Raw genomic sequence first — 20,696 nt, 5'->3', positions numbered from 1 at the left:
CGAAGTCACCAGGGAGACGCACTGTCATGACCACCGAGCAACAGGAGCCCGGGCTCACCCGGGTCTTCATTGAGAACCGCGCCCGCCTTCGACGCATTGCCCAGGGCATCGTCCGCACGCCCGAGCAGGCCGACGACGTCTTGCAGGACGCCTATCTGAAGCTGGCTCACGGGGAATGCCCTCGACAAGCCGACCGGCCGCTGGGTTATTGCACCCGGGTGGTTCGCAACATGGCGCTGGACCACTGCCGAAAGCACAGTGTGGAAGCGACCTACCGCTGCTTTGATGTGGAGGCCGATGCCTTGGACGTTCCTGACTCGGTGTCCCCGGAGCACTCGATGCGCGACAAGCAGGTGATCTGCTCGATTGACCGTGCCTTGCAGTCGGTCCCGCCGCAGACGCGGCGCGCCTTCGAGCTCTATCGACTCGAAGGACTGACCCAGCGCGAAATCGCCGAGCGAATGGGATGTGCACTCGGACTGGTGAATGCCTGGATTGCCGACGCCGCCCGTGCCATTGCCGGTTGCCGGCATCTGCTCACCGACGACTGAATGGGGGTGGCGGCGCTCCGCCGCTGCGGTAAGCTGGCGCGCTGGGGCCGATCGGGGCCCGTTGTATTGACAGTCGGGTCACGCCGCCGCCAACCCACCATGACACACGAGCAGGACGATCCAGTCTGGGCAGCCGCCTGGACCTGGGTGCAACGCGAGTTCGATCGAACCGCCTTCGACGCCAATGACCGAATGGCGCTGGCGCACTGGCGTGCCGAGCATCCTGCGCACGAACGGGCCTATCGTCAGGCCCATCACCTTTGGTCACTCGCCGGGAACATCCCCGCGAGAACCCAGGATCCCGATCGCTCCGGCTGACGCAGGGCGTTTCCCGCCTGAGCGAACCGGCCTGATCGAACCTGCATGATCCGACCGGCCGCTCGGCCGCGCGCGCCCGAGGGGATCGCATGTCCCCCGCCGGCAGGGAGGGCACAGCCGCTCCGCGTGAACATCTGCCTCGCTGAAACGTCATGACAGGACAGGGTTTCGCGCTGGTCACGCCAGCACGACAGCCCCCATTCCCATCCTGCAAGAGGCGTTCTCATGTCCACCAGCTGCTTCGATCGCGAAGACGACACCTTCATCGTTCTCGTCAACCATGAGGACCAGTATTCGATCTGGCCCCACTGGAAAGCCGTGCCCGGCGGATGGTCGGTGGTCCCCGACATCCGCGGCGACAAGAAGACGGTGCTTGACTTCGTCGATCGCACCTGGACCGACATGCGTCCGAAGTCGCTGCGCGACTGGATGGCGCAGCAGCCGCAGCCCGCACAGCCGGAGCAGCAGCCCGCCCCATCGCCGTCAGCCCCCTCCCACACCGCCCCCTGAGCGGAGGACCGCGCGATGACCATCACGCTGCTCTGTCTGCCCTGTGCGGGTGCGAGCGCCACGATGTACCTGCGCTGGCGGCGCTTGCTGCCGCACGGCATTGAGCTGCTGCCGGTGGAGTTGCCGGGCCGGGGAAGCCGTCTGGGTGAACGCGTCGTCGAAGACTTCGAGGTCCTGGTCGCCCAGCTCTGCGAAGAGCTGGCGAATGCGATGCAGACCGCGCCAGCGTTCGCCTTTTTCGGCCACAGCATGGGGGCGTTGCTGGCGCACGGCATGGCAAGACATCTGCAGGCGAATGACCAGCGCTTGCCGGTGGCCATCGTGGCTTCGGGGAGTGCGGCACCGTCGCGACGCGACGTCACCCGGCTGCGGGCGGCGCTCAGCGATGACGCCAGCCTGGCCGCCGACCTGCGGCGACAGGGCGGCACGCCGGAGGAGCTCTTCGAGCATCCGGAACTGCTGCGCATGACCCTCGACGTGCTCGCGGCGGACTACCGTGTCTGTGACAGCTTCCGCCACGTGCCGCGGCCACCGCTGCCGCTGCCGATCCATGTGTTCGCCGGCCGCCAGGACGACATCGCGCCCGACCGACTGGCCGCCTGGGGTCTCGAATCTGACCTGCCGCTCACGCTGGATTGGTTTGACGGCGGCCATTTCTTCATTCGGCAGCAGGAGGCCGCGGCACTCGCCGCGCTTGCCCGCCACCTTGCAGCACAGAGTCCCACCTCCGACGGTCGCCAGCCTCTCGACGCTCGGGAAATGAGCGCCACCGCCAGCAGGCGGGTGCTCAGCCCGTCTGCCTGAGCGACCCCCGCCCGACCGACGCCCCTGTGCCCTGGGGGGCTGGTCGTCCCCTGTGTCCCAACGAAAGAAGCGCGACATGCCTGCCGCGATGATGATGCCTTCGTCTTTGCCCGTGTCCGACACCACGCCGCTGACCTTCATCGAGCATGTCGATCGGATGGCGGTCGCGCAACCGAATGCGATCGCGGTGATTGCCCTCAGAACCACCCGGTCGCAGGGCCGTGCGGATGAGGATGCCGATGAAGACCATCGCCTGTCCTATGGGCAATTGAGAGCCCGCAGCCTGGCGATGGCCGCGGCGCTGGACGGGCAGGGCCTCGCACCGGGCGCACGGGTACTGATCGCGCTGGACGGCACGCCCGACTATCTCGTCGCATTCCTGGGCTGCCTGTACGCGGGCCTCATCGCGGTGCCGGTGCCACTGCCCCAAAGTGCCCGGCCTCAACATCTCGAACGATTCCTCGCGGTCGCGCGCGACGCCGGCGCTGCCCATGTGATCGGCACACGCGAGGACATCGACAGCAACGTCTTTGGCAACCTGGTCGGGATGGCGGTGGATGCACTCGACCCCGAGCTGCGGCCGGCGGCCCCCACGTGCCAGGCCGCCCCCGGTGACATCGCATTCCTTCAATACACCTCCGGGTCCACCGCCGCGCCCAAGGGCGTGATGGTCAGCCACGCCAACCTGCTGGCCAACGAACGGGCCATCCAGGCGGCACTGAAGACCACGGCCCGGGATGTTTACGTCTCCTGGCTGCCGCCGTTTCACGACATGGGCCTGATCGGCGGATTGCTGCAGCCCCTCTTCACCGGAGGCACCCTGGTCCTGATGACGACGGCCAGCTTCCTGGCCCGGCCGATGCGTTGGATCGAGGCGATGCACCGCTATCGCGGCACCATCACGGCCGGACCGGACTTTGCCTACCGGCTCTGTGCCGAGCGCCTGCGGCGCGGCGCGCGACAGGCGGGTCCGAACCGCGCCGATGGGCCGGACTGGGACCTGCGCCCCTGGCGCATTGCACTGTCCGGTGCCGAACCGGTACGGCCCGACACGGTCACCGAATTTCAGGCCGCTTTCGCGCCGCTGGGTTTTGCCGCGGGCGCGATCTATCCCAGCTACGGCCTGGCCGAAGCCACCTTGTTCGTCACCGGCGGACAGCGCGCGAACGGCGACGTGACGCGCCGCTTCTCGAGCGAGGCACTGGCTCGAGGCAAGGCCGTGGCCATCGATGCTGGCGACCCTCCACCGCAGGCGTCCCACGCGTCGCTGGCGCCGCAAGAGACGCCAGCGACATGGACACGGCTGGTCCGCTGCGGCCGTCCGGCGCCTGAGCATGGGTTGCGCATCGTCGATCCGGCCAACGGGTCGGGGCTCCCCGATGCCTGCATTGGGGAGATCCAGGTGCGTGGACCCAGTGTGACGCGTGGTTATTGGGGACAGCCCGACGCCAGCGCGCAGACCTTTCTGGAACTGGCGCCTGAGCGCTGGCTGCGGACCGGCGATCTTGGTTTCCTGCTCGACGGTGAATTGCACGTGACCGGCCGACTCAAGGACCTGATCATCCTGCGAGGCCACAACCTGTATCCGCAGGACATCGAGGCCGCGATTGAGCGCGAGCCGGAACTCGCCCGTCAGGGCCGTGTGGCCGCCTTTGCGGTACCGGGCGCGGACGGCGATGCGATCGGTATCGCCGCCGAAGTCTCGCGCGCAGCGCAGCAGTCGATGTCGCCCAGCAACCTGGTGGCCCGGATCGCGGCGGCGGTCGGTGAACACTGCGGACAGGCTCCTCGGCTGACGGTCCTTCTTCATCCCGGCGGCCTGCCGAAGACCTCCAGCGGCAAGATCCAGCGATCCGCTGCACGGCAGGGCTGGCTGGACGGCAGTCTCGACGCGTTGGCGATCCATGACAACGGCCGTTTCGTCATCGGCGGCGATACACAGGACCAGAGAGACGGGGAATCCGTCCGCGAGCCTTCATCAGCCCCCCCCGTCGACGGGCAGACGTCCGAACTCAAGAAGACCGAACAGGATCTTGCCGTGCTGTGGCGCGAGGTGATCAAGTTCCACGGCACGTCCGCAGGATTGGACGTGAGCGGGCCCACATCAGACACCCATTTCTTCGCCGTGGGTGGCAACTCCCTGACCGCGGTGGCGCTGGCATCACGCGTGTCGGCCCGATGGGAGATCGTGCTGACGCTGCGAGACCTGTTCGAGGCGCCGACGCTCGGCGAGCTGGCCGCCAGGATTGCGCAGCGGCGGGCCGGCAGGTTGCCCGGTTCGTGGGCGGAGCGGCCCAGGGCGCCCATGGCAGCGCGTCGGCCCGGCGAGCCGGCGTCGCTCGTCCTGTCGCCCGTGCAACAGCGCCTTTGGATGGTGGAGCGGATGACGCCTCGGCTGCAACGGGAGGCCCATCCGGCCTACAACATGACCGCCGCTGTGCATCTGGACGGCCCCCTGAACATCACCGCTCTCCGATCGGCCCTTGGGGCGCTGCTTGACCGCCACGACGTGCTGCGCAGCGTGTATCCGCAGGATGACGACGGTCAGCCGGTGGCGCAGGTGCGACGCTCCGTCACGCTGGATCTGGCGGTGAAGGACCTGACGAAGCTGCCGGCCCCGCAGCACCGCGACGCCATCGACCAGGCGCTCGCGGCTCTGGAGGGCCAGGCCTTCGACCTCGAGGCGGACCTGCTGCTGCGGGCCTCGATGCTGGCGCTCGAGGCCCAGCGGCATGTGCTGCTTTTGTGCGTGCACCACCTTGTTTTCGACGGCTGGTCCTTGGCCGTCTTTGCACGCGATCTAGCGGCGGCCTACACCGCTTTCCTGCGGTCGGAGGATGCCAGCCTCGCGTCCGCCGACCGTGCCTGCCCCGACTGGCCGCCGCTGCCCATGCAGTATGCCGACTACGCTGCATGGCAACAGCGAGAGCTGGAGGCGGCTCGCCCCGCGCTGTCGGCCTTCTGGCGCGAGACGCTGCGGGACGCACCGACGCTGTCCACACTGCCACCGGACCGACCGCGTCCGGCGGTCGCCTCGATGGCCGGGGACACCGTCACGGTGTCGATCGACCCGATGCTGGCATCGGCCATCGGCCAACTCGCCCGGTCGCAAGGCTGTACGCCGTTTCTCGTGATGCTGGCCGCGTTCCTCGCGCTGATGCACCAGCGCTGCGGACAGGACGATCTGGTCGTGGGCACCGATGTGGCCGGCCGCGACCGGCCCGAGTTCGAGCCGCTGATCGGCTTCTTCGTGAATGTGCTGCCGCTTCGCTCACGGCGGGTCCCACCGACTGTCGAGTCAGCCAGGCAGGAGCGCCTGGCCGATTGGCTGGCGCGTGTGCGCGACCTCAGCCTGGCGGCCTTCGAGCACGCCGCCATGCCCTTCGACCAGATCGTCGAGGCGGCGGCGGTGCCCCGCACGCGGCGGCACGGCCCGCTGGTGCAGACGCTCTTTGTTGTGCAGAACACCCCCGACGTCACGCTCCACCTGCCTGGACTTGCGGCGCGGCTGGAAGCTCGTCCGGCCGCAGGCGCCAAGTTCGACCTGGCTGTCTTCGTCACCGAAACGGGCGGGCAACACCGGGCCGACTGGGTGTTCTCGACCGCCTTGTATGACCGCGAGACGGTCCAGGCCGTAGCGCGGGATTGGCAACAGCTGCTGGGTTTGGCTGCCGCTCGCCCGCAGGCAGCGCTGTCCGCGTTGCTGGACGGCCTGCCCCCTTTCCCGGCGCGGCACGCGTCGGCTGCGCGTCTCCCGACTCCTTCGATCCTTCCGGAGCCCACCATGACCTCTCTGTCTTCTTCCACCCCCGACAAATTGGGCAAGCTGGCCAAGCTGGCAGCGATCCGCGCACCGGGGGATCGGACCCACAGCACCGCATCGACATTCACCTCCGCCGTGCGCCTGTCCACGCTCGCCGCCGACCGCCCCTTTCCGCTGATCGTTGAAGCCATGGCGCCAGACCTGGATGCGGTTGCCTGGGCGCGGGCGCATCGGGAACTGATCGAACGATCCCTGCTCACCCATGCAGGCCTGCTGCTGCGCAATTTCGGCCTCAGGACGCCGCAGGAATTCGAGTCCTTTGCCGAGGCCATCGAGCCGGAGCTGTTCGGCGGCTACGGCGACCTGCCCAAGAAGGAGGGCGGTCGCAACACTTACCGCTCCACGCCGTATCCGGAGCGGCAGATGATCCTCTTCCACAACGAGAGTGCCCATCTGGCGCGTTGGCCTCGCAAGCAGTGGTTCTTTTGCGAGCAGCCATCGCCGGTCGGCGGCGCCACCCCGATCGTCGATGGCCGGGAGATGCTGCGGCGGCTGCCCAAGTCCATCGTGGAGGAGTTCGAGCGCAAGGGGCTGCTCTACATCCGCACCTTCACGCCTCGCCTGGACGTTTCCTGGCAGGACTTTTTCAAGACGACCGTGCATGCCGAGGTGGAAGCGGGTTTGACCCAGGCCGGCACCCGCTTCCGCTGGCTCGATGCCGCCACGCTCCAAACCCGCCACCAGTGCCCCGCGGTCATTCGGCATCCCCTCACCGGGGAACGTGTGTTCTTCAATCAGGTGCAACTGCATCACCTCAGCTGCCTGGAGCCCGAGGTGCGCGCGGACCTGCAAGCCCTGGTCGGCCTGGACCGCATGCCGCGTCATGTGACCTTCGGCGACGGCTCGGAGATTCCTGACGAGGTCATGGCCGTCGTCGGCGCGACTTACGAGGCCTGCGCGGTGCGGCTGGCCTGGCGGCAGGGCGACATCATCATGCTGGACAACATGCTGGCGGCCCATGCGCGCGACCCCTATGAGGGACCGCGCAAGATCGTCGTTGCCATGGGCGCGATGTTCGACCGCGCTGCGTTGGTCGGGGAGGCGTGATCCGATGAACGCCATTCACATTCCACCGCTGAGCGACGCCTCGCCCCTCGACCAGTCGTTCGGCCAGTCGCTCGGCCAGTCGTTCAATCCAGGCCTCAGCCAGGGCGCCACCCGCGCCCTCAGCCCCGAGCAGCGCGCGGCGCTTGCCGCGATCGACGCGATCCCCGGCCTGACCGCTCATGTGACCATCGAGGGCCCCGTGGATCCAGTGCGTCTGCGCGGTGCGGTGGAGCGAGCGATTGACGCCCATGAGGTGCTGCGCACCGCCTTCGGTCCGGTGGACGGCTACCGCGGCTGGCGACAGTGGACCCTCAGCGAGCGGCCGGCACTCGACTGGTCGGAGACCACGCTGGCGAGCGACGATCCCAGCACAGTGGACGCGTGGCTGGACGAAATGGCACGGCCGCTGGACCTGGCTCAGGGACGAAGTGTGCGGGCCGGACTTGCGCGGCTGTCGGAAAGCCGGCATGTGCTGGCGCTGCGTGTCAGCACGCTGGTGGCGGACGAGGGCAGCGCACGGGGCCTGCTGACGCAAATGGCCGCCAACGAGGCACCGGAGGATGGCCAGGCCGCCGGCGAACTGCGCAAGCAGAACGGCGAGGAGGGCGCCCCGCCTCTCCAATATTCGCAGTACGTCGAATGGCGCGGCGAACTGGCCCTCGGGGAAGAGGCCGCGGCAGGAGCGGCGTATTGGGAGGCCCACCTGTCCGCGCACGGCGCTCCGCCGTCCTCCTGGCGGGGGCCGCAACTGCCGGCGCCGCTGAGGCCGGCGGCGGGCAGGGTGGAGGCGCGACGCGTGGTCGATGCGGCCCTGGCAGGCCAGATCGGGCGCAGCGCCCTGGGGGCGGAGCGGCTGTTGCATGCCGTGTGGTTGATGCTGCTGGCGCGCTTGAACGGCCACGAGCCGTTCCTGAGCGGCTGGCGCCATGATTGCCGCGACGACTATCCGGTCATGCAGGGGGCCGTCGGTCCCTACGACAAGCTGCTGCCGGTGGCGGTGACGGTCACTGACGACACCCGCGTGGGCGACTGGCTGGACCACTGCGCCGGCGTGGCGGCAGCGCATGTGCAGTCACAGGAATACTGGGCGGTTGACGCGCCGCCCGTGCCCGTCCCGCTGGAGGCGATCTTCCATTGGCGACGCCAGGGGGCGTGGCCGGTCCGGGCGTCCGTTCCCGTCGTCATTCGGCCGCCGGGTCCTTTGACCCTGGAAGTGCAAGGGGAGGGCGGCATCGAGCTCGTGATTCACGCGGACGGGCGGCGCCATTCCCAGCAGGCGGTCGAGCGGCTGCTGGGTCAGGTCATCACGCTGCTCCACCAGGTCCTGGAGCGACCGGACGCCCCGCTGCGGGCACTCGATCCGGTGGGCGCGGCCGAACGGGCCGCCTTGCTGCGATGGGCGCACGGGGACCACGGCGACGTGGGTGGCCTGACCGTGTCGCAGCAGATTGCGGCGTGGGCGGTGCGTTCGCCCCAGGCGCCCGCTCTGGTGGCGGACGGCATGTTGCTGGACTACCGCACCCTGAACGAGCGCGCGAACCGACTTGCCCGCGCGATGGGCAGGCTCGGCCTTCGTCCAGGAGGGCTGGTGGCCTTGAACCTGCCGCGTGGCGGCGACCTCATCGTGGCCATGTTGGCGACCTGGCGGGCAGGCGCCGCCTATCTGCCGCTGGAGCCGGCCTGGCCCGAGGCTCGCCGTCAGGCCCTGTTGGCCGAGGCGAGACCCGCTTTGACGATCGACGCCACGATGCTCGCCGGGGATCTGCTGACGCCTCACGGCCAGCCGCCGATCCAGCTGACCCAGTTGGACAGCGGCATGCCTGAGCGCGTGCCGCTACTGACGGATCTGGCCTATGTGCTCTACACCTCCGGCTCCACCGGCCAGCCCAAGGGCGTCGCCATCGAACAGGGGCAGTTGCTCCACTATGTCGCGGGCAGCACCGCCGCCATGGACCTGGCCAACAGCCGACGCTGGGCACTGACCAGCTCGGTCGTTGCCGACCTGGGCAACACAGCGCTGTTCGGTGCGCTCATCAATGGCGCCTGCCTCGTGGTGGCCAGCGAGGACGACACGCGCCATCCCGCGGCCTTCGCCCGCTTTCTCAAGGCGCATCGCATCGATGCGTTGAAGATGGTGCCCTCCCATCTGGAGGCCTTGCTGGCCGAGGCGGAGACCGACGCACCCGTGCCGGCGACGGTCATCCTGGGCGGCGAAGCGGCGCCGCGTGGCCTGCTCCAGCGCATTCGGCAGCTGTCGCCGGGCGCGGTGCTGCACAACCACTATGGACCGACCGAATGCAGCGTCGGCGTGCTGGTGCATCGGGTGCAGGATTCGGACCTGGCCGCCGATGCCGACGGCGCCTTGCCCCTGACCCGTGTGCTGCCCAACAACCGGGCCCTGGTGCTGGACGAGGCGATGCGGCTGGTGCCGGCCGGCGGCGTGGGCGAGGTCTACCTCGGCGGCCCGCAGTTGTGCCGGGGCTATCTGCGCGCGAGCGCCGACCCCCTGGCCCCGGCCAGCGCGAGCGAACCGGCCACCCGATTGACCGACGCCTTCGTCGATGACCCCTTCCATCCGGGCGAGCGGCTCTATCGCACCGGCGACCTCGCCCGCGTGCTGCCTGAAGGCGGTGTGCGCCTGACGGGGCGTGCGGACCATCAGGTCAAGCTGCGCGGCTTCCGGGTCGACCCGGCCGAGGTGGAGGTCGCGCTGCTGGGGCTGCACGGGGTGCGCCAAGCGGCGGTGCAGGCCTTGCCCGGACCGGCCGGCGAGCTTCAGCTGTGGGCCTGGGTGGTGGCGGCCGAGGGGGTTCCGCTGGAAGAGATCGCGCTCCGCCAGGCACTGACTTCGATCCTGCCGGAGCCGATGGTGCCGTCGTGCATTCACTGCATCCGCGAGCTGCCACGACTGCCGAACGGCAAGCTTGATCGGGCGGCGATTCGCGCCATGGCTGCGTCCGCGGGCGCAGAGCGTGCGCAGGGGCGGGTGGTCAGTCGTCCGCCACGCGATGCGCTGGAGGCGGTGCTCTCACAGGGCATGGGCCTCTTGCTGGGGCGTGAGTCCATCGGCATGGACGAGGACTTCTTCGAGCTCGGCGGCCATTCATTGCTGGTGATCCGGCTGGTGGCGCGGCTGCGCAAGCGGCTGGGCATCGAGATCGAGCCGGGACTGGTTTTTGACCATCCCACCGTGGCCGAACTGGCCGCCGCGCTACGTGCCGGGCCCTGGGATCTGTCTGGCTTTGACCGCCTGGCTGCCACCGATTGGCAGCCCACCGAAACGTCCACTGCGGCCCATCCATGAATGACCTGACCCTTCCTCCGACCCTGCCGACGGACGGCGCCGCCGACACCGCCACCTCCCCCTCCCCCTTCACGCCCGTGCCGCCCGGCAGGCCCGTCCGAGACGGCGAGGCCGTTCCGCTCTCCTTCACTCAGGAACCTTTGTGGATCCTGCAGCGGCTGGATGACCGGATGACCGCCTACAACCTGCCGCGGGTCATGCGGCTGTGCGGGCCGTTGCAGGTCGACGCACTGCAACGCGCCTTTGATGCGGTCATCGCGCGCCACGCGATCCTGCGCACGCGCTTCTTCGAGCAGGAGGGGGTGCCGATGGCCATGGCGATGGCCCCGGCCCAGGTGAACTTTGAATTGACGCAGGTGGACCTGTCCAACGAGGCCCCATCCTCCCGGGCCGCCGGGCTGTCTCGCGAGATCCAGGCGACCTTGACCCATGTCTTTGACCTCGGGACCGCACCAGCGATGGTGGCGCGCTTGATCCGCGTCGGCCCGCAGGAATTCATGCTTGCGCTGTGCCTGCATCACATCGTGTCGGATGCCTGGTCGAATCCGGTGTTTGCTGCGGACCTGTCGGCCGCCTATGCCCAGGCGCTTCGACAGCCCGGTGCGGTGGCACTGCCGGCCCTGCCGCTGCAATATGCCGATCATGCGCAGCGACAACGCGCCGGTCTGGCTGAAGGTCGGTTCGACCGCGCACTGGCGCACTGGAATGCCCATCTCGGTGACCAGGTGCCGGTGCTGGACCTGCCCACCGATGCCGCGCGTCCGCGGGTGCCCAGCTTCCGTGGCACCTCCATCGGCTTCGGGCTGGATCCGTCGATGGAGGCGGACCTGCGTCGCTTCTGCCGGGCGGAGCGACTCACGCCGTTCGTCGTGCTGTTCGCGGCCTGGCAGCTGCTGCTGTCCCGTTTCGCGCGGCAGTCGGAATTCGCGGTCGGCGTGCCGCACGCCGGACGTCAGGACGAAGACGTCTTTGGTCTCATAGGCTTTTTCGTCAACACCCATGTCTACCGCGCGCGGCTGTCGCCGGCGCAGAGCCTTCGGTCGCTGTGCCGCCAGATCCGTGCGGACGCGCTGGCCGCCATGGCCCATCCCGACCTGCCGCTGGACCTGCTGCTCGCGCAGCGCCAGGAGCGTCGGGATCCGTCCCGGTCGCCGCTGTTTCAAGTGCTGTTCGGGGTGCAGATGGGCGATCTACCCGCCTTGAACTTCGACGGCCTGAGCGTCGAGTTCATCGACGAAGGCGACGTGAACGCCAAATTCGACCTTCAGATGAATTTCCAGGTCGGCAGCCAGTCGACCCGGGGACGCCTGGTCTACAACACGGATGTGTTCACCGAGGTCACCGCCCGTCGACTGATCCGCGCTCAGATCGACCTGCTGGCCGTGGTGCTGCGAGAGCCCGATGCGTGCGTGGGCGCCGTGGGCCTGGCCGATGGCGACGATCTGCGACGGCTGGCGGCGTGGGGAACCGGGGTGGCCGCCTCCAGCGGACGGCCGGGCCCGCAGAGGTCTCCCGACGCGCAACGCCGCAGCGAGACGGCGATCAGGACAGTGTCGGCACAGGTGCGCCGACATGCCGCTTGCCATCCGACGGCCCTCGCCTTGGTTCATGAGGATGCCTCCCTGACCTGGGCCGAATTGAACCGCCACGCAGACCTGCTCGCCGCCCGGCTTCGCACACGGGGCGTGGGCATGGAGTCGCGGGTGGCGCTCTCGTTTGACCGTTCCCTGTCCCTGGTGGTGGCCATGCTCGGCGTGCTGCGCGCTGGCGCTGCGGTGGTGCCACTGGATCCAGCGCTGCCACCGGCTCGACTGGCCTTTCAACTGGAGGACAGCGACGCTGCCCTGATCATCGCGCCGCAGCGTCTGGCGTGGATGGGGCAGGTCCCTGATCTCGAATGGCGGGTGGCCGAGTCGCACGGACTCGATGTCGGTACGCAGGACCGGTCCGATGGCGAGCCGGACGATGGACGGATTCGTCCGGAGCAGGCGGCCTATGTGATTTACACGTCCGGATCCACCGGCCGTCCGAAGGGCGTCGTGGTCAGTCACGGCGCGCTGGCGCACTATCTGGACGGGGTGCTGCAGCGGCTGCAGGTGCGGGCCGCCCACGACGATGCCTGCCAGTCGGATCACGCGGATCACGGGCATCACGCGCATCACGCGCATCACGAGGACGCCCCGGTGGCGAGCATGGCGATGGTCTCCACCGTGGCCGCCGACCTCGGCCACACGGTGCTGTTCGGCGCGCTGTGGAGCGGGACGACGCTGCACCTGGTGTCGGGCGCGCGGGCATTCGATCCGGACGGTTTTGCCGCGCTGATGCAGGGCCACGCGGTCGACATGCTGAAGATCACCCCCAGCCACCTGCAGGCCCTGATGGGCGCGCAGGATCCGGCGCAGGTGCTGCCGCGCCGGCGGCTGGTGCTGGGCGGCGAGGTCACCCCCTGGTCGCTGCTGGAGCGCATCCACGCGTTGCGGCCGGCACTGCGGGTGTTCAATCACTACGGACCCACCGAGACGACGGTCGGGACGCTCACGCAGGACGCCGCCGAGGCGGACCGATCGGCGGGCAGGCTGCCGGTGGGCCGGCCGTTGCCCGGCAGTGCAGTGCATGTGCTGGACGCAGACCTGCAGCCCCTGCCGCCGGGGCTCCCCGGTGAGCTGTATGTGGCCGGACCAGGACTGGCCCGAGGCTATCACCGACGGCCCGGCCAGACCGCCGAGCGCTTCGTCGCCAACCCGTTCGACCCTCGCGGGGGACGGATGTACCGCACCGGCGATGTGGTGCGCTGGACCGCGGACGGCCAGCTGGAGTATTTGGGCCGGGTCGATCAGCAAGTGAAGGTGCGTGGGTTCCGGGTCGAGCCGGGCGAGGTGGAGGCCCAACTGCGCGCCGATCCGGCCGTCGGCGAGGCCGTGGTCACGGCGGTGCCCGACCTGGACGGTGCGCGTTTGGTGGCTCATGTCACCGGGCGGCAAGGCGTGCGGCCGGACCCCGTCGCCTTGCGGGAGCGGCTGTCGCAACTGCTGACGGAGGCGATGCTTCCGTCGGCCATTGTGGTGATGGACGCCTTGCCGCTGACGGCCAACGGCAAGATTGACCGGCAGGCCTTGCCGCCGCCGGAGGCGGGCCGCAGCGGCGGGCCGGGGGGCGACTTGCCCCACGATCCGCCCCTCGGTGCCCGCGAGATCGCCGTGGCGGCGGCATGGACCGATCTGCTGGGCGTGGCCCGCATCGGGCGGCGTGACCACTTCTTTGAACTGGGCGGTCATTCGCTGCTGGCGCTGCGGCTGGTCGAACGACTGCGTCACCTTGGCTACCACGCCCAGGTGCGTGAGGTCTTCGCGCATCCGCGACTGGAGGACTTCGCCCGCACGCTCTCCACCGCAGCTGAAGATGAGGTCACGGTGCCGCCGAATGCCATTCCCGATGGCTGCACCGCACTTGAGCCGGGGATGCTGCCCCTGGTCTCGCTGTCGGCGGAGGAGCTGGGTCGAATCGAGGCGCTGGTGCCAGGCGGGGCGTCCAACATCCAGGACATCTACCCGCTGGCGCCGCTGCAGGAAGGCATCCTGTTCCACCACTTGATGCAGCCGCACAGCGATGCCTATGTCACCTCGCGCGGACTGGCCTTTGACAGCCGGGAGCGGCTGCAGCAATTCGTGGGACATCTGGAGGCCGTCATCGGTCGGCACGACATCCTGCGCACCTCCGTCGCGTGGGAGGGCCTCCGCGAGCCGGTCCAGATCGTGCACCGTCGTGCGGCCTTGCGCCTGCAGTGGCTGGACGGGGAGGGTGCCGCCCCTACGGCGGATGCACAGGCGCGCCTGCAGGCTCATGTGCACCGCAGCCGGCTGCGCATTGACGTGCGCAACGCCCCGATGATCCGGGCCACCGCGGTGCAGCGGCTGGCCGGCGACAGCACGACGGATGGCGGCGCCTGGCTGTTGCAGCTGTCTCGCCACCACCTGGTGTCGGACCACACGACGCTGGAACGCATCATCGAGGAGATCGGTCTGATGGCCCGTGAAGCGCAGGCCGAGCTGCCGCGCCCCGTGCCCTTCCGGGAGCAGGTCGCCCGATCCCGTCGCGCGCCGGTCGGACTCTCGCATGAAGCGTTCTTCCGCCGTGAGCTGGGCGATGTGACCGAACCGACGGCGCCGCATGGCCTGGCGGACATCCAGGGCGACGGCGCCGGCGTGCGTGAGACCCGGCGGTCGCTGCCCGACTGGCTGGCCGGGGCCGTCCGGCGGGAGGCCCAGCGTCACGGCGTCAGCGTCTCCGCACTGTTTCACCTCGCCTGGTCGCTGGTGCTGGCGCGCGCCACCGGCCGTGCCGACGTGGTGTTTGGCACCGTGCTCCTGGGCCGCATGCAGGGCGGCGCCTCAGCGACCCGTGCCCTGGGGCTGTTCATCAACACCTTGCCGCTGCGGCTGCGTGTGGGCCCCACCCGCGTCTCGGCCGCTTTGCGCGAGGCCCACACCGCGCTGGCGGCGCTGCTGAATCATGAGCATGCGCCTCTGTCCCTGGCGCAACGCTGCAGCGGTGTGTCGGGCGGCACGCCGCTGTTCTCCGCGCTGCTGAACTACCGTCACAGCCGACGGCTGCCGGTCGGCGCTCAATTGGGCGACGGCGTGCAGCTGCTGGACGGTGAGGAGCGCACCAACTATCCGTACGCCCTGTCCGTGGACGACTTTGGCGATGGTTTCTCGCTGGTGGCTCAGGTCCATCGGTCGCTTGACCCTGACACGGTCGCAGCGTCGATGCAGGTCGCGCTGGAGGCGATCGTTCAGGCGCTGTCGACAGACCCGGATCGTGCCTTGTGCGAGTTGGAGAGCCTGGACCCGGCGGCCCTTGCGCAATGGCGAACTCTCGCCACCACCGTCAGCGGCCGTGATCATGAACCGACTGTCGTGGACGCCACGCCAGTGACCGACTGGATCACGCGGCAGGCGGTCGCGCGGCCCGACGCAATCGCGCTGATCGCAGGCAATGAACGGCTGCGCTACGGCGAACTCGAGGCGCGCGCCAACCGGCTGGCTCACCAACTCCTTTGCCACGGCGTGGGGCCGGAGCGCCGGGTGGGACTGGCCCTGCCGCGATCGAACGCGATGGTGGTGGGGCTGCTGGCCATCCTGAAAGCTGGCGGTGCGTACGTGCCGCTGGACCCTGCCTATCCGGCGGAGCGGCTCCGGCACATGATGGCCGACAGTGGCATGGCCCTGCTGCTCACCAGCGCCGGGCTCGCGGCGCGGCTGCCCGCGGTGGACGGCCTGCAGGTCCTGCACATCGAGGCGCTGGAGGCGCTGGGCAGGGCCGCAGCGCCCGTCACGTCCGATTCGTCGCAAGACAGGGTGGACGTGGGGTGCCTGCTGCCGGCGGTGTCGGTGTCGCCACACCAACTGGCCTATGTGATCTACACCTCGGGTTCGACCGGGCGTCCCAAGGGCGTGGCAGTGGCCCATGGCGCGCTCTCGATGCATCTGCAGGCGATGGGCAAGCGACTGGGCCTGACCCCGGAAGACCGGATGCTGCAGTTCGCGTCGGTCAGCTTCGATGCGGCCGGGTCCCAGTGGATGGCCCCACTGATGCACGGTGCCGCCGTGGTGATGCTCCCGGAGGACGGCTGGTCGACCGAGATCGTGGCACGCACGATTCGCCGGGATGGTGTCACGGCCCTGCACCTGCCCCCCGCCTACCTGCGCCAACTCGCGGCGGACCAGGCGGATGAACAATGGCCGGTGCGCCTGTGCATCGCCGGAGGCGAGGCCTGGCCGGCGGCCGACGCGCTGGCGGCGCAGGCGGCTTTCGGCGCACAGCGACTGGTGAATTCCTACGGGCCCACCGAAGCGGTGATCACCCCATGCGCATGGATCGTCGACCCGCGCTCGTCGGCGGCCACGGCCGGACTGACGCAGCGCCTGGAGGGACGGTCGGTCACGCCAATCGGGCACCCGGTCGGCGATCGCGCGGCATGGGTGCTCGACAGCCATTTGCAGCCGTGCCCACCCGGCGTGCCGGGAGAGCTCCATCTGGGCGGCAGCGGACTGGCGCGCGGGTATCTGGACCGTGCCGGGCTGACCGCCGAGCGGTTTGTCGCGGATCCCTACGGCCCGCCGGGCGGACGTCTCTACCGCACGGGGGATCTGGTGCGCTGGGGCGTGGACGGGGCCCTCGAGTACCTCGGTCGGCTGGACCATCAGATCAAGGTGCGGGGCTACCGCATCGAGCTGGGCGAAGTCGAAGCGGCACTGGCAGCACTGCCCGGTGTGCGCGAGGCAGTCGCCGTCGCCGCACGTGGCGCCACCGGCGACCGGTTGGTGGCTTATGTGACGGCGCGGCCGCATCAGACCCTGGAGGCGGAACGGCTGCGCCGGCTCCTCAGCGGCGTGCTTCCCGACTACATGGTGCCCAGCCGGGTGCTCGTGCTGGAGGCGCTGCCGCTCAGTCCGAACGGCAAGGTCGACCGAGCGGCGCTGCCGCAGGTCGATGCCGCCGCACCCGCAACCTGGGACCCACCTCGGAACGACACGGAAGCCGCTGTCGCCCTGCTGTTTGACGCGGTGCTGGGCGTGGGGGCGGTGGGCCGCGAGGACAACTTTTTTGCGCTGGGGGGCGACTCGATCCTGAGTCTGAGGCTGATCTCGCTGGCGCACCGCCGCGGATGGCAGCTCTCGCCCCGGGACGTGTTCGAGCACCCGACCGTGGCCGCGCTGGCTGCCGCCGTGCAGACTGGGACGGCGCCGTTGCCGCTGCAGGCACTGCCCGCGGCCTCCCGGAGCGGCGACCTGCCAGTGTCCTTTGCCCAGCAGCGGCAATGGTTCCTGTGGCAACTGGACCCGCAGAGCACGGCTTATCACCTTGCCGGGGCCGTGACCTTGCGCGGCGTGCTGGACAGGTCGGCGCTGCAAGCGAGCTTCGAGGCACTGGTCCGTCGCCATGAGGCACTGCGCACCACCTTCCACGCCGATGAGCACGGCCAGGTGGTGCAGCGCGTCGCCGGACCGGCCAAGTCTGGCCTGAGCATCGTCGACCTTGCCGACGAGACGGCCGCACACCAACTGGTGCAGACGCCCTTCCATCTGTCGGCAGGTCCCCTGATCCGGGTCGGGCTGCAACGACAGCGCGCCGATCAGCATCTCCTGGTGGTCGTGCTGCATCACATCGTGGCGGATGGCGCGTCGATGCGCATCGTGCTTGATGAGGTCTTTGCCGATTACGAGTCCGGACTGCGGGGTTCTCTCTCGACGCTGGCCCCCTGGCCGATCCAGTACCCGGACTACGCCGCTTGGCAACGGCAGCGGCTGAACGAGGCCGAGCAGCAGCGCCAGTTGGCATATTGGCAGGCCCGCCTGGGCGGCGAGCAGCCGGTCCTGCAATTGCCGACCGACCACGGGCGGCGCGCCGATGGTCGTTATCAAGCCGCACGCCATTCCCTGGTGCTGCCCGCCGATGCCACGGCCCGGGTGCGGCAGCGTGCGCGAGAGGCTGCTGCGACCGGTTTCATGGTGCTGCTGGCCGCTTTCCAGGCGGTCCTGGCGCGTTGGACCGGTCAGACGGAGATCCGCGTCGGCGTGCCGATGGCCAACCGGGATCGACCCGAGGTCGCGCCGGTCGTCGGTTTCTTCGTCAACACGCAGGTTCTGGACAACCAGGTGCACGGCCGGACGCCCTTGTCGCGGATCCTGGCGCAGGCGCGGGAGGCGGCGGTCGGGGCGCAGGCACATGCCGATCTGCCGTTTGAGCAATTGGTCGACGCGCTGCAGCCGGAGCGGTCACTGGCCGTTCATCCGCTCTTCCAGGTGCTGTTCAACCATCAAGCGACCCGGCAGGCGGATGCGCCCCAATGCTCCGGTCTGACGATGGAGCCCGTCATCGCCATTGAACGGTCGGCACAGTTCGAACTCGCCCTGCACACGACCGAGCAGCCGGACGGCACGATCCAGGCCAGCTTTGTTTATGCCGCCGAACTCTTCGAGCCGACCACGATCGAACGGCTGGCCCGCCACTGGGTCGCGATGGTCGAGGCCATGGCGGAGGTACCCGAGACCCCGGTGGGGGAAGTGGCTCTGATGTCGGCGGCCGAGTGGGAGGCGCTGACCCGGCTGAGCGTGAATGCGTCTCCGGTGGCGCCGCCGGTGCCGGTGCATCGGTTGATCGAGCAGCAGGCTGCGGCGGATCCGGACGCACCGGCGCTGGTCTTCGGCACGCACACGCTCAGCCGCGGCGAGCTCAACCGACGGGCCAACCGGCTCGCCCGTCGGCTGATCGGACTCGGTGTCGGACCGGACACCCGGGTCGGGCTGGCGGTGGAGCGATCGCTGGAGATGATGGTCGGCGTGCTGGCGATTCTCAAGGCCGGCGGTGCCTATGTGCCGCTGGACCCGGAGCTGCCGGTGGAGCGACTGGCCTACATGCTGCAGGACAGCGGCGTGGCGCTGGTGCTGACGCAGCCCCACCTGCGCGAGCGGCTGTCGGAGGGGGCAGGGCGCGTGTGGATCGACATTGACCTGGCTGCGCTGGCGGACGTCATCGTCGACAGCGACAGCGACATCAAAGCAAAAGCCAGCGCCAAGGGCGACGCCTCGGACGACGAGAACCCCAACGTCGATCTGCACGGCGAGCACCTGGCCTACGTGATCTACACCTCCGGCTCGACCGGCCGCCCCAAAGGCGCCGCCAACCGGCATCTGTCCCTGCACAACCGCCTGGCGTGGATGCAGCAGGCCTATGCGCTGGACCGCTCGGACACGGTGCTGCAAAAAACCCCGCTGAGCTTCGATGTGTCGGTATGGGAACTGTTCTGGGCCCTGGCCGAGGGCGCCCGGCTGGCGATCGCCGCGCCGGGCGATCACCGCGACCCCGCCCGGCTCGTGGCGCTGATCCAGGCGCATCAGGTCACGACCCTGCACTTCGTGCCGTCCATGCTGCAGGCCTTCCTCGCGCATGAGGGCATCGAGGCCTGCACCGGCTTGCGTCGTCTGATCTGCAGCGGCGAGGCCTTGCCGGTGGAGGCACAGAACGGCGTGTTCCGGCGTCTGCCTGGCGTCGGACTCTTCAACCTGTACGGTCCCACCGAAGCCGCCATCGACGTCACCCACTGGACCTGCCGCGACGACGGTCGCAGCCAGGTCCCGATTGGCGCGCCCTTGACCGGCCTCTCCACCTGGGTGCTGGATGGCGACCTGAACCCGGTGCCCGAGGGCGTACCGGGCGAGCTGTACCTGGGCGGCGTCGGATTGGCGCGCGGTTATCACGGCCGCCCCGGACTCACCGCGGAGCGTTTCGTGGCCCATCCGCTGGCCACGGACGGCAGCCGGCTTTACCGCACCGGGGACCTGGTCCGGTGGCAAGGGCAAGGGCAAGGGCAGCTCGACTATCTGGGCCGCACCGACCATCAGGTCAAGATCCGCGGCCTGCGGATCGAGCTGGGGGAGATCGAAGCCCAGTTGCTGGCGCAACCCGGCCTGCGCGAAGCGGTGGTGGTGGCGCAGCGGCTGCCCACCGGGGACCGGCTGGTGGCGTATGTCTCGGCACAGCCGGGCAACGACACGACGCCCGAGGTCGCGTCGTTGCGCGAGGCCCTGGGCCGTGTGCTGCCCGAGTACATGGTGCCGGCCGTCATCATGGTGCTGGACCAGTTGCCGCTCAATCCCAGCGGCAAGGTGGATCGCCGGGCGTTGCCGGCGCCGGAGGTTCCGTTGCGTGGTGGCGATGACGCCCCGGTGGGCGAGGTGGAGCAGACCGTGGCCGCGATCTGGGCCGAGGTGCTGGGCCTTGATCGCGTCGGGCGGCAGGACAACTTCTTCAGCCTCGGCGGCCATTCGCTGCTGGCCCTGGGCGTCCTGGAGCGACTCCGCCGCCAGGGCTGGCGGGCCGACGTGCGGCAGCTCTTCCTGCATCCCGAGCTGGCCGCCTTTGCGCGCGTGGTCGAGGTGGCGGAGCTTGCGTCAGCGAACGCAGCCCCTGAGCTGGCAGGGCCAGCGCAGGCGTTGCAGACCACTGCCGAGGATGCCGCGATGAGCCTGCTGCTGTCGCACGATCAGCGTCGTCGCCTCGAAGCGCAAATTCCCGGCGGCGCCGACAACCTCCAGGACCTCTATCCACTGGCGCCGCTGCAGGAAGGCATCCTCTTTCATCACCTGTTGCAGCCCCATGCAGATGCCTACGTCACGGCCCACCTGATCCACTTTGATCGGGAGGAGCGTCTGCGCCAGTTCGTCGCCACCTTCAATCGCGTCATCGAACGGCACGACATCCTGCGCACGGCCGTTCTGTGGGACGGTCTGGACGAGCCGGTGCAGGTCGTGTGCCGTCAGGCGACGCTGGAGCTCGA

General features: G+C 69.3%; 7 protein-coding genes (1 of these 7 running past the window's edge). All 7 read left to right on the top strand.

What is annotated here, in order from left to right; genetic code table 11:
* Positions 1-26 precede the first annotated feature (26 nt).
* Positions 27-551: a sigma-70 family RNA polymerase sigma factor gene (locus N4261_RS14210; RefSeq protein WP_261755960.1), complete on the top strand. Its 525-nt coding sequence runs from the start codon at positions 27-29 to the stop codon at positions 549-551.
* A gap of 99 nt (positions 552-650) precedes the next feature.
* Positions 651-869: a FecR/PupR family sigma factor regulator gene (locus N4261_RS14205; protein ID WP_261755959.1), complete on the top strand. Its 219-nt coding sequence runs from the start codon at positions 651-653 to the stop codon at positions 867-869.
* A 225-nt stretch (positions 870-1,094) separates the two neighbouring features.
* Positions 1,095-1,379 carry an MbtH family protein gene (locus N4261_RS14200; protein ID WP_261755958.1) on the top strand — a complete coding sequence of 95 codons (285 nt, stop codon included), beginning with the start codon at positions 1,095-1,097 and terminating at the stop codon, positions 1,377-1,379.
* Positions 1,380-1,394: 15 nt separating this feature from the next.
* Positions 1,395-2,183 carry a thioesterase II family protein gene (locus N4261_RS14195; protein WP_261755957.1) on the top strand — a complete coding sequence of 263 codons (789 nt, stop codon included), beginning with the start codon at positions 1,395-1,397 and terminating at the stop codon, positions 2,181-2,183.
* Positions 2,184-2,259: 76 nt separating this feature from the next.
* Positions 2,260-7,053 carry a condensation domain-containing protein gene (locus tag N4261_RS14190; RefSeq protein ID WP_261755956.1) on the top strand — a complete coding sequence of 1,598 codons (4,794 nt, stop codon included), beginning with the start codon at positions 2,260-2,262 and terminating at the stop codon, positions 7,051-7,053.
* 4 nt (positions 7,054-7,057) lie between these two features.
* A complete protein-coding gene (locus N4261_RS14185; protein WP_261755955.1) occupies positions 7,058-10,357 on the top strand; it encodes a non-ribosomal peptide synthetase in 3,300 nt (1,099 codons plus the stop codon).
* Positions 10,354-20,696: the 5' portion of a non-ribosomal peptide synthetase gene (locus N4261_RS14180; protein WP_261755954.1), read on the top strand. The gene runs 2,926 nt beyond the window's last position; only the first 10,343 of its 13,269 coding nucleotides appear in the window; the start codon lies at positions 10,354-10,356; the stop codon falls past the right edge of the window. Before N4261_RS14185 ends, N4261_RS14180 begins: the two co-directional genes overlap by 4 nt.

The sequence above is a fragment of the Roseateles amylovorans genome (assembly GCF_025398155.2).
Classification (GTDB): Bacteria; Pseudomonadota; Gammaproteobacteria; order Burkholderiales; family Burkholderiaceae_C; genus Roseateles; species Roseateles amylovorans.
Note: the sequence above shows the minus strand (reverse complement) of the source record. Positions and strands in the feature narration are given on the sequence as shown.

What these genes read in the sequence shown, in the direction of transcription:
- N4261_RS14210 (WP_261755960.1), top strand. Translation starts at nt 27, where the DNA reads ATGACCACCGAGCAACAGGAGCCCGGGCTCACCCGGGTCTTCATTGAG.
- N4261_RS14205 (WP_261755959.1), top strand. Translation starts at nt 651, where the DNA reads ATGACACACGAGCAGGACGATCCAGTCTGGGCAGCCGCCTGGACCTGG.
- N4261_RS14200 (WP_261755958.1), top strand. Translation starts at nt 1,095, where the DNA reads ATGTCCACCAGCTGCTTCGATCGCGAAGACGACACCTTCATCGTTCTC.
- N4261_RS14195 (WP_261755957.1), top strand. Translation starts at nt 1,395, where the DNA reads ATGACCATCACGCTGCTCTGTCTGCCCTGTGCGGGTGCGAGCGCCACG.
- N4261_RS14190 (WP_261755956.1), top strand. Translation starts at nt 2,260, where the DNA reads ATGCCTGCCGCGATGATGATGCCTTCGTCTTTGCCCGTGTCCGACACC.
- N4261_RS14185 (WP_261755955.1), top strand. Translation starts at nt 7,058, where the DNA reads ATGAACGCCATTCACATTCCACCGCTGAGCGACGCCTCGCCCCTCGAC.